This is a genomic window from Pseudomonas sp. LM13 (assembly GCF_041381355.1).
In the GTDB taxonomy this organism is placed as follows: Bacteria; Pseudomonadota; Gammaproteobacteria; order Pseudomonadales; family Pseudomonadaceae; genus Stutzerimonas; species Stutzerimonas frequens.
Genome location: NZ_JACBXH010000067.1, coordinates 1 through 11,313, shown reverse-complemented (window position 1 = coordinate 11,313; position 11,313 = coordinate 1). Strand labels below are relative to the sequence as shown.

Genomic DNA, 11,313 nt, shown 5'->3' with positions numbered 1-11,313 from the left:
GGCAATGGAGCAGCGCATCGTCATTTCGACACCTTTATCGCCGAGCATACTAATGCAAATGCGTCGCTGGAGATCATCAGCCCGTTCTTCGCGGATGATGGTAACAACCGCATCATTATCGATTTTCTAGGTCGTTATCCCTCGGCCACTGTGCTTCTGCCTCTGGATGAACAGGGGCAGGCGCTGGTGGATCGGCAATCGATGTACGAGGCGTTGCCACGTGAATCGATTACTTGGGGGCAATGGTGTGAGTCGATACGGAAGAGTCATATTCCGAAAAGTCCCTATCGACGACTGCATGCCAAGATTTACCAGGCGCATGGAAAGTATCCGTGGTGCTTCGTTGGCTCGGTCAATCTGAGCTTCAAGGCCTTCCGACAAAACGTCGAAGCAGGTTTTTTGCTCAAGGGAAGGGACGCAAAGCCCTTGCTGGTTGCTCTGCAAGCCCCACCGGATAGGTTCAAGGTTGAGGTCGAAGCCAGTAGCGCCAGTGCTGCGGGCGACCTGGAGATGCCGCCGATCTGTGTGGCGTTCGACTGGCAGACTGACATGCTGCATACGGCCTGTAAGGCACCAGGTGAGCTTGTACTGCTGAATAGTGCTGCGGAGGCCCTGGTTAGCGTAATGCTCAATGGGGCTGACGATCTGTTATCTCAAGCACCGCAGCTAAAAGCTCATCTACAGGGCTCCTCGTTGATGCATGCTCGGTGGCTTACTGATGCAGGGGAGGCAGAAGGGACTGTGTTGGTTTCTCAGCGCAACCTGTTCTGTAGGCCGACCCATTTACCTGTCTTGGACTTGCAAGCGCTGCTGAAAATTTTCATCGGCATGCACGAATCGCGGCGCTTGGAGCTGTTCGGTGATCTGGCTATTCGCCTGTTGCGTGCCAGTCAGGATGATGGAGTTCGGGATGAGTTTTTGCCTGAGCCGACTGCTGATGGAGCTTTCGAAAGCTTCTTCGCTGAGTTTTCCCAGGTTAATGGTGCGTTCTGGGAGCTGGCGGAGCGGCTCACAAAAGCCGAACGTGATGGTGATTTTCAGACATTGGCGTACTACCTGAAAGGGCAGCAGCCGGACTCGTTGCGCAAGGTGCTAGCCAGTATCCACGTGAACAGGATTGATCGTGATACCGCTGCATGTTTGATTGACTTCTCTGCTGGCAAGCCCGAATTGGAGCAACTCGCCGCGCAGCAGTTAGAAGGTGCAGTAGCCCTTCATAATCGTTTAGCTGATAGCCGGGTTGCTTACCTTGCAGACGAAGTGGGTATGGGTAAGACCTATATCGCGCTGGGTGTGGCCGCCCTGATGAGGCGGTTTAATCCAGCACTGCGTGTGCTTTACCTGCTGCCAAAGAACAACGTGCGAGACAAATGGGTCAAGGACTACAAGAGCTTTATCGAGTACAACTATGTGCCGCGTGATCTCTCGGTTAAGGGGCTTGGCAATCAGCCAGTAGCTCCTTACCAAGCCTGCGCAGGGCTGCCTGAACTGATTCAGTCGGTCGCAACCAGCAGCACGCGCGATTATTTCGTGTGCACATCGGCATTCAGTTTTGCCTTGGGCAATACCGCGTCTGATCTGCTGGCATCGCTGGCGCAATTTGCTCGACTGCTGCCGCAACACGCTGACGACATAAGCTTGTTGCGCTGTGAAATACGTGAAGCTTTATCAGGCACCGAATTGTCCACGCTGAAGGCTAAGGTCAAATCGGCTTGGGCCTCAGCCTTGAACAATATCCTGCCCCGTTTTGATCTGGTGGTGGTCGATGAAGCCCATAACCTGAAAAAAGGACGTGAGAGCAGCGACCGGAACCAATTGCTGGCCATGCTGTTGGGTGCTGAAGATCAAGCCCGCAATCGGGTTGGGCGTTTGTTATTGCTGTCTGCCACCCCGTTTGATCGCCAGCTCAATCACCTGCGCAATCAGCTCGACTTGTTCGGCTTTGCTCGCCAAGTGGCATTGCCACCCGGTAACGATTGCACCAGTGAAGAGGCTCTGGCGGTGCTGTCGCGGTTGATCGTTCGCAGACTGAATGCGATTGATCTGTGTGGTAAGCGTCACACGCGCAACATGTACCGGCGTGAGCACCGGACAGGTGAAGCTGCTGAGGTTCAGATGTCCATAGAGCAGCAGTTGTTTGCGGCGCTGTTGCAGAAAAAGGTCAGTGAGTACCTGCGAGAAAACTGCGCGGGACGCTTTGAGTTGGGCATGTTGGCGTCATTCGAAAGCTACCTGCCGGGTGAAAAGAACAAAGCCATTGAGTTCGATGGTCAGGATGATCATGCAAGGGATGGCAGCAAGCGCGATGCGCAAGATCGCCATGTAGTGGAGAGTCTGATTGATGACTTCAATCAGGAGTTCAAGACCACTCCGCCACACCCGAAGATGGACTGGGTGGCTGAGCAGGCACACCGCCTCAGCTTCGTACAAGGCAAGAAACAGCTGATTTTTGTGCGTCGGGTCAGGAGCGTTTCTGAGCTGAAGTTTAAATTGGAGCGTGCGTACGACCACTGGGTGGGTGACTACATCCGGGCCGATGCTGCCGTTGCCTTCTGGTTTGATAAATACAACGCTCAGGTGCGGGAGCGGAATCAGGCGCTGAAGGAAGACGTTGCTGCGGACGGAGACGTCGAGGCCACGGGTGAGAATTTCTTCACCTGGTTCTACAGAGGGAAAAATGTGGAGCTGGAGGGTGCCACGGAGCAGTTGCAACAGTTGCCCTTCAACTTCCGGAATACCTTGGGTCAGACCAGCTACATGTTTGAGCCCAATTGGGCGGCCCTATCGGGAATGCCTGACTCGGCAGAATGCCAGATTGAATGGGGGCGATGGATTCGAGGGAATGGGAAGCCTAAGCCGACTCCTCAGTTGCGATTTCGCTTGGCCCAGTTTGCCTACCTCAAGACGGTACTCAGCCAAGGTAATGATCTGGCCAAAGCGGCTGCCGAGCGCATTCTGTCAGTAGCTTTTGCAGGCTTCAAAGCCGAAGTTGAGCTGGCTGACTTGGCAGGCCTTCAAGCTGAGCTGAAGCGCAGAACGCTGTGGGATGTGATGCGTGGTTTACCGGCACTTGAGATGTTGAGCCCGGACTGGGGGAGCGAGACATTTAAGCAGTTGTCTGGTTCAGATGAGCTGGTTGCTGAGCGTTGTATCCGTCGACTTCTGACGCACATCGAGCTGTTAGCTGTGGTGTGTCGATTAGATCACCCCTTCATTGACCTCTATGCCCTGCGTGGTGCGCGCAAGGGTAATGATGAAGCTGATGCGGATAGCCAGTTGATCTCTGCATTTTCAGAGCTGCTTGTTCAGCAGAAGCTCCTAGTCCCGGGCTTTAGCTCATTCCATATTCTTCACGATGTTGCGACCAACCTGGATCTGTTGATTAAGCTGAATTTCGCTGAGGCTTACCACACACCGGCTGACAAGTTGACTCGCTACCTCACAGGCCAGCTGAATCCTTTGTCGCCTATAAGCGGAGCCACCGGGGAAAATAGCTCCAATCGTTCGCCTTTGGCCCGAAAATTCAGAATGCCCGGTTACCCTCGCGTGCTGATTTCCACTGATGTTTTTCAAGAAGGTGAAGACTTGCACACCTTCTGCGACAGCATTCAGCACTACGGCATCTCGGCCAGCCCGATTGCCTTAGAGCAGAAGGTGGGGCGAGTTGATCGCATTGCGTCGATAGCTCATCGCCGAATGAGCAGCGCAGGAGACCAGTATCAGCAGCACTTTATTCAAGTTAGCTACCCACATATTCGTGAGAGCCTTGAGTTTTTTCAGGTTCGCCAGGCCGCAGCCAATCTGAATGCGTTCCAGCGCTCACTGCATAAATTGGGTGATAGCAGTGTGTCATTTCAGCAAGACATCGATCTTCGTCAGCAGTTGGCTTGCTCAAACGCTATCGAGCCGCAAATCACTGAGCCACTCGAAAGCCTGTTCAGGATCGGTCTGGAGGATCTGTCCGGAGCGAGCTTGTGCTCATCGCTCGTCGCAGAACAGGGCAAGGTAGAAAACCGATTGAGCCATGTTCGTGGTCAAGTCGAGCGTTGCATTACCCATATGCTCAATCACTCCAGCCAACCACAGGTACTTCGTGAAACCACTGAAGGTTGGGGCTGGAATGGGAATGAGCTAGCTCCGATTTCAATTCAGGTGCGCAGTGCAAAAGGGTTTGCTGAGCTGCTTCTTTCCGCCAGTTCAGTCTCAGAGCGTGTATGTGCTCCGGAGGGCCTCGATGCAGGCGGGCGAGTCGATTGGCTGCGTGGTATGCAGGCTGATCTACTAGTCCGATTGCAGCTTGTCGGGGTGGAACCGGGCACCGATGCGTTGCTGATTCAGCGCAATGCCGAGGTGTATGCAGGTGGTGAAGAGGTTTTGATTAACCACGAAGTAATGGATGTTTATCAACGGGTCATGGGTGCTGGAAAATTAGTGGTCGTACCCAGCAACTTTAGGCTCAAGTTGAAGGCAATGATCTCTGCCCTTTGCGAACATAGTGGTCGGGTCACCATCAGGGAGCAGGGCGATGGATTGCTTTCATTTCTGTTCCATCATGAAGCTCGTGAGCAGTTGGTGGCATGGCGGCTCATCGATTCGCACGTGATCTTCAGCTCGGTCGTATTGGATAACCATGCCACTCGGGCGTTGGCACAGGGTGGGGAAACCCTGTCTGCGTGCCCGCTCGTGTCCCATACGCTCAAGCGTAATCTGGAGTTTGATCTGGTGGATTTCCACGTTGACCAGCGTGGGCAGTTGGCCGTCAGGGCCTGTCATCCGGTCGTTCATTTCAATAGTGAGGAGCTAGCTTTTATTGCGGCCTCGGTAGCTGCCGAAGCTGATCGCCTGGAGCAGATTCTGTTGGGTTTGATTGGTAGTGATTGAGGCGCTCAGGTCTTTACAACTCCATATTGCATGGGCGCTCCGCGAGGTATTTCTAGCCTGCGGTAAATGATAGGTTGTTTTATAATTTTTCAATTAGATGATCATTTTGCTAGGTTTTATGCGTGAAAATAAACCATCTGATTGCAGAATGGCCCTCTGAAGTTATTGCCACTCAGAGCTGGGTACACCAGCACGGTGTTGGCAGCAGCCTGGCGCGTAAGTACCAGTAATCCGGTTGGATTGAGCGGGTTGGCTATGGTGCCTGGCAGCGCCGTAGCGATAGCGTTGACTGGCTGGGAGGCGTATTTGGCTTGCAGCAGGACAGCCTCTTGAAAGTCTGGCCAGGCGGCCAAACTTTCCATGCCGGTGCGAAACGTATCCTCCTGCCTATGGCCAGTGTGACGGACATCCCAACCGTACCTGGTGAGCTGTTTGCTAAGTTCCAAACCAGCCTCTACAGCAATCCGGTGGATGCTGCGTTCAAGGCGCTTTGGGTGAGCTAAATTATTGATTTTGGTGGCTATTTCGGCAGGGATGACAGGGATTGGAGAAGCAATGGGTAAGCGGCATTCCACAAGGCCAGCAGTAATCCCAGTTACTGAAATGCGCCTCAGCTATGGGTTTTCAGGGGACTGCTTTCCCCTTACTTTTGAGCTTTCCGAGCAGCTTAAGCCACTCATAGCTTCGCATCTGCCTCGACGTAGAAAGTGGCATTTCAATGACCGGGTGCTGCTTTGGCTTAGCCCTGAGTTGGAGCCAGACCTGATAGCGTTCTATCAAGGTGATGGTGATATCTTTCTGACGAGGTATGACGAGGCTTGGGCTCAAAAGCTCGATAGAGAGCTACTTCGTGAGCTGGCAAAGCGTTTGGAAGTACTCAGTCCCGGTATCCTGGCCATGATTACCGGGCAGTGAAGACCGAGTTGGGCCTTTGCTGTCTGATACACCGACGCTATCTTCTTTGCCCCCTAAGCCCTGCGATCACCACACAACTCAGCCGCTCCCCGTTTTCCTTCCGCGCTATGGCTCGTATGCCTGTCAGTTTCTCGCCTGGAATCTCCATCAAAAGGTTGTTCGGGGTGTCGAAGAGACCATCATAATCAGCGGCATTTTGAACCCCGGCCAATTCTTGGATGGATAGCGAGTGGATCGGGTCGTAGCCGTTTTCGTAGCCCTCCACGAGCACCGTCATGTCGTGGGGAAATTGCTGTAGCCACTGAATCAATTGGGCGACTGTCATCTATTCTTTCCTGTCCCAGGCGCTGGAGCCGTGGATATGACGCTCTATCGTTTCGGCTAGTTGCCTAGCGTCTAAAAGTGCATGGTGAGGAGCATCGACAAGCTCTTCGGCGTCGCTCTGGATCGCAGCTGGAAAAGTCCCAGCCTCAATACCTTCAGGGAGGCCTGATGATCCGGCCAGCCAGAGGAGCAACGGCCAGTCCCAGGCCATGGCATCGCTGATGATTTCAGCTGAGCCAACCAAGCGGAGAAACGAGAGTAAGGCCAGCCTGGCTTGTTCTGTGCTTCTACCATGTTGAGGCAGATTGAGCTGGGGTAAAACGATGGACTGGGTGAAGTCTGAGCACTCGTCTTCCGTCCAATTATCTGCAAGCTCGACATAGAACTCCTGACCGTCCGAGGAAACCAGCGCAAGGCTTATCAGCCGGTAGGTAAAGCGGTTCAGTTGGGTGAACTCAGTATCCAGGTACAGACGCATCATGCGCGCTCCTCTGGCTGCCCGGCTGAAGGTGGTATCGCAATATGCAACCTTGGGTCTCACGAGATCGGAGCCTTGTTTGTGCATGAGCTTCACCGAGTGATTCGGGTTTCTCAGAAATAAACCTACTCTTGAGAATAGTTTTCCCTGCCAATTTGAAGGTACTCAAACGTTCCAGCAGACATTGAAGCAGTAGGTCTAGCTTTGCTCGTGAGCGGGTTTGAAGCCGGTAGGCCGGTCGGCTCCTAATTTGCTTTGCTAACGCATCCTGGGCAGCAGGCCGAAGGAATTCCTGTGTCCCAGTGTATGAAAAATGAACACCTGATTTCTCCAGCAGCTGCTTTGTTGTTGGCTGCTGCGCTCTAATAGCGGTGTCATCTGTGCGGAAGGGCGTTTGGAGCGTTCGCCGCTTCGTTCCAGGATCAGCATCGAGCGCTGTCATTTTCGCTTTGAAGAATCTCGCCCGATTCGCGAAAGCGGATTCGCACTCCGAGAATAGGTAAAACGGGCAGGCGGTCTTGGAGCGTGTGAAGGCGACGTAGGCAGAACGGCGGTCGGTTGTTTCACTGACTAGGTAAAACGCATGCTCAACGGTAAGCCCTTGGGATTTGTATACAGTCATGGCGTAAGCATGATCGAGCTTGTCGTAGTCGCTGAGATGCCAGCAGATTTCGGTGCCTGAACGATCCAGACGGGCATACACGAGCGTTTCAACCCGTGCTTCATCAGTACCCGATTCGTGACACTCGATATGGGTGACCGTTGCTCGGTCTCCATTGAACACTCGCGTCTGACCAAGCTTTGCGTTTTTGCGCAGCATGATCCGGTCGCCTGGGCAGAGCGCAAGCTGTCGGGAATATCCTCTGTCATTGCTCACCTGGATAACCTTTTCGACAGATTCGTCCAGCTCGCCATGTGCCATGCGTACTTCCCGTACACGCTGATTGAGCTGGTTTACATGGCTGTTGCGATCAGCCAGCAGGAGGATTTCGCTCCAGTCAGTACCAGCCCTGTGTACCTGAGCGGCATCGTTGAGCATTCTTTCAAGGGCGAATGGATGCTCGGGGCTGGTGCCGCGAAGCAATCCGCGTCGTTGCATCATTGCAGGGGCATCCTGTGTATCGGAAAACCAGGCCTGGCTGATATCTCTATCCTCAGCGCTGCGCTGGCGGGCTATTTGCTCAAGCCGCGCTGCGCCGAGGTGCTGTGTGAGCATATGCAGTGTGGATGCCGAGCCAACAGCTTCGAGCTGTTTAGAGTCCCCTACTAACACAATCTTGGCTCCAGCAGCCTCGATATGGCTGAGGAGTTTGTGCAGCGTGCGAGTATCCACCATGCCGGCTTCATCCAGCACAATTACGTCCCGGTTGGTCAAGGTGAATGGTTTTCTGGCGTTATCGCTCTCCAGGCGCATAAGCAGCGCATGGATGGTTTGGGAGTCAATACCGGCGCTTTTTTGCAGCTCGGCCGCAGCTGCCCCTGATGGAGCCAACCCGAGTACGCGGTGCCCGGCTGCGCTATAGGCAATTCTGAACGCGGCCAGTGATGCGGACTTTCCAGTGCCAGCAGCACCCTGGATGATTGCGATTTGGCGTCCATCGGTGGCATGCAGCATGGCTTGAACCTGCTCATCACGAAGGGGAAATCCTTTCTCCTGTTCGCATTGCCGCAATGCTTGCGAGATTTGAGGGTCGGACAGGGTGAAGCGTTGCCTATGTCTTGAAGCTTTGCGAGCAAAGCGCAGCAGGTCGGTTTCGAGCTGCCTGAAGGTTTCAGTAGTGAAATATGGCTCCTCACCAAGGCTGTCCGGCAGGCGCACAATTCCCAGTTGCTGGGAGACGGCGGATTCAATCTCGGAGAGTGATCCAATACCGCCATGCAGGATGCTCAGCATGGCGACAGCGCGGTCGAGATCGTGATGTCTGAAGACAGAGTTGTTCTTAAATACCAGGGCTTCGGCGGCAAGCAGGGTAGTTGGCGTGAGATCTCCAGGCTCGGGTGACAGGTCAGCTAGGCAGGATTTCCATTCCTCTCGCAACGTTTCCCCTCCAACCCTGGCTTTGGTTTGGCGTGTTCTTTTCGCGACTGCTCGTGCCGCGTCAGCGCCTGATGCCCCCGTGGCCTTCAGGGCATTCTGAATTTCTTGGCGGCGTGTGGAAAAACGCATGATTGTGCTGTGATCAATGCCGGCGACGACCAGGCCGCTGCGTTCAGGAGCGCACTCAAGATGATTGGCGACTCTTGGGATATCTCGTTGCAGGATGCTTGCAAGGCTGGCATCAAACAGAGCGGCAATCTCCACTTGGCGGCGGTATAGCTCGCGGGCATCCAACGTTCTCCATTGGCCGTCGCTGCCGAGAACCAGATTCGGAAACTCCGCATGCACGTGAAGGTGCGGCTCCTGGTTGCGATTCGTGAAATGAAGATAAGTCGCTGCCACGACTTCGCCCGGATGAATCTCGCTGCCTTGTGCGCCAGTGCGGTAAGCGAAGATGCCACGACGTTCGAGGTGCAAGATGGTTCGACCGGTGGCTTCCATCATTGCACGCTCAAATGCCATTTGCTGATCTCGGGGAAGGGTGGCGTACAACAGTGACAACGACTTTTCGACGTTGAAAGACGTAGAAAATCCGGCCAGGGCTCGATTCTCATTGCTTAGCTGAGTTCGCCTTGTCTTGCTACAAAATGATTTTCCCGTCCTTGGGTTGATGCCAGACATAAGGGCTTTATAGTCGCCGTTCTTTGGTCTGGCACCGAGTTTCAGTTCGCTTGATCCGCTGCCAACAAAAGCAGCTAGTAGGGTATCGCCATCGAGCTTGAAGTAATAGTCTTCAGCACCTGACGATTTATGAGATATCTCCTCTCCAGTTTCATGGTATTCGGCACGCGCTTGGATGTCTTCTGTGTTGAATTTATCGATTGTAAAAATGCTCATATTTGATCCTCAAGATCGAGGATCGACATCAGGCCGGCCTTTACGCCATCGCCCGCGGCATCAGTGACCCTGGCGCTCAACAGGGAAATTGAGCGAGCTATTTCATCCTGAATAACCTGGGCTGTAGCGCGATCTAGCTGGATTACTTTCGTTGTCTTTAAAGAGAATCGGCGATTAATAATGGCTACAAGGTCGTCAACCTCAATCGACGTTATTATTTTTTCAAGAACACGGCTTTGAGCGATGCCAAGGGATTTGGCTAGATTAACCAATGCTATTTGGTTCGCATGACTCTCTATGTTCTGGCTGTAGATTTTTCTCATGACATGCCTCATTGAATATGCCTACTACATTATTAGTAGAGGCACATGAGCATGAGCTTGTGCAATAGTTCATTTGTGGATTTGAGTTTGACGCTGGTGCAACCTTCGAAGAAGGTGCAGCAGTGTTAAATGAATTTCTCTTCTGTTCATGTCTTTTTTCTTAATTTGTATTGTGGTCTCTCGCTGTCGAGTCTTTTCGTCTCTTGTCTTGTTTGTTCGGCTGTCGTCGCTGCTTTTCAAGCATTTATCGTTTTATAACTGAAATTAACTTGGGCGGTAGATTCCATTGCTCGCGGATTGCTGTAATGATTAATAAAAGTAAGGGGGAGTTATGGCTAAAGGGCAAGCAAGAATATCGCTTCATGGGCAAAGGGACGTTCTAATTAAGTTGCTCAAGGAGTATGTGACTCTAAGCGATATGGCTTTGGTTCTGAGAGGGGTTGATGTACATGTGTCCACTTCAAGTTTGTATAGATACATGCTTAGCGATTTATCTGAAGAGTATAAGGAATATCTTTGGCATACAGGGCGTGGGCTATTGAAGAGCAGGCAGGGCCAAATCCAGAGCCAAGGACGGGGAGCTTCAAGGCTAAAGGTGACGGTTAGCAGGGAGCAGGCTGATGCCAAAATATCTAACCAAAAAGATTTCAATAAATTTATGTCTACTAATAGGTGATGCATTATGAGAATTATTGTGGCTGGTATAGGTGGTAATGTAGGGAAGTCAACATTGGCTGCGCACCTGCTTGTGCCTCGTATGAATAACGCCAAGCTCCTCATTGTTGAGTCAATCAATCAAGACACCAAAGATCTGGTTGATGATTTTGAGACGGTACGTGGTGAGAAGTTTAGGCAGATATATTTAGAGCTGGTGGTGAATGATGACCTAGTTGTAGATGTAGGTGCGTCAAACGCTGAGGATTTTTTTGCAGGGCTGACGTCGTTGAATCAGGGATATGATGAGGTTGACTTTTTTCTTATACCTACCGTGCCTGGCTCGAAGGAGCAGGATGAGTCAATTTTAACTGCGCGTATGCTTGCAGCAATGGGTGTTGATAAAAGTAAGATTCGGATTGTATTTAATCGAGTGCGTCGGAGTGTTGAGGAAGAGTTCCCTGTCCTTTTGAATGCTGCTAAGGAGTTTGATTGTTTTATTGCTAATCCGGATTGTATGGTTTTTGAGAATGATATTTATGCGGATTTGGCTGGCTTAAAAATGCCATTGAACGAGGCATGTGTTTTTGCTGAGAATAGTTTGCATAAATTAAAGACTGATTTGAGAAAGGTAGCCAAATTCTCCGAGCAATATTTTCGCTATGCAAGGCTGCTTAATGTTGCTAAGAAGGCAGGGCGGCGGCAAAAACTGAGTGCAACACCTGACCTTTCCGGTACGGTGCTGCCCCTATGTCTTATACCGAACTCAGCGTTGAAGAGCGCGCCACCATTCAAATCGGTCG

The 11,313-nt window shown here is 52.2% G+C and carries 8 protein-coding genes; 4 read left to right on the top strand and 4 right to left on the bottom strand.

Going from position 1 to position 11,313, the window contains the following annotated elements:
* The first annotated feature begins 36 nt into the window (after positions 1-36).
* From HZR81_RS22585 to HZR81_RS22575, 3 genes are all read left to right on the top strand, one after another.
* A complete protein-coding gene (locus HZR81_RS22585; protein WP_500129318.1) occupies positions 37-4,881 on the top strand; it encodes a DEAD/DEAH box helicase family protein in 4,845 nt (1,614 codons plus the stop codon).
* A 239-nt stretch (positions 4,882-5,120) separates the two neighbouring features.
* Positions 5,121-5,384 carry a hypothetical protein gene (locus HZR81_RS22580; RefSeq protein WP_488215484.1) on the top strand — a complete coding sequence of 88 codons (264 nt, stop codon included), beginning with the start codon at positions 5,121-5,123 and terminating at the stop codon, positions 5,382-5,384.
* A gap of 52 nt (positions 5,385-5,436) precedes the next feature.
* The gene (locus HZR81_RS22575; protein WP_500129317.1) at positions 5,437-5,796 is read left to right on the top strand and encodes a hypothetical protein; all 360 of its coding nucleotides are present in this window, start codon (positions 5,437-5,439) and stop codon (positions 5,794-5,796) included.
* 37 nt (positions 5,797-5,833) lie between these two features.
* Here HZR81_RS22575 and HZR81_RS22570 read toward each other — a convergent pair whose 3' ends face one another.
* Genes HZR81_RS22570 through HZR81_RS22555 form a run of 4 tightly spaced genes read right to left on the bottom strand, consistent with a single transcriptional unit; the run spans position 5,834 to position 9,856 of the window.
* Positions 5,834-6,121: a hypothetical protein gene (locus tag HZR81_RS22570; protein ID WP_106158527.1), complete on the bottom strand. Its 288-nt coding sequence runs from the start codon at positions 6,119-6,121 to the stop codon at positions 5,834-5,836.
* A complete protein-coding gene (locus HZR81_RS22565) occupies positions 6,122-6,601 on the bottom strand; it encodes a hypothetical protein (protein ID WP_500129316.1) in 480 nt (159 codons plus the stop codon).
* Positions 6,576-9,533 carry a MobF family relaxase gene (gene mobF / locus HZR81_RS22560; protein WP_106158528.1) on the bottom strand — a complete coding sequence of 986 codons (2,958 nt, stop codon included), beginning with the start codon at positions 9,531-9,533 and terminating at the stop codon, positions 6,576-6,578. Before mobF ends, HZR81_RS22565 begins: the two co-directional genes overlap by 26 nt.
* The gene (locus HZR81_RS22555; protein WP_068506769.1) at positions 9,530-9,856 is read right to left on the bottom strand and encodes a hypothetical protein; all 327 of its coding nucleotides are present in this window, start codon (positions 9,854-9,856) and stop codon (positions 9,530-9,532) included. Before HZR81_RS22555 ends, mobF begins: the two co-directional genes overlap by 4 nt.
* 682 nt (positions 9,857-10,538) lie before the next feature.
* Between HZR81_RS22555 and stbB the strand changes: the two genes are divergently transcribed.
* The coding region (gene stbB / locus HZR81_RS22550; RefSeq protein ID WP_500129315.1) for a StbB family protein at positions 10,539-11,313 on the top strand (775 nt) is incomplete at its 3' end.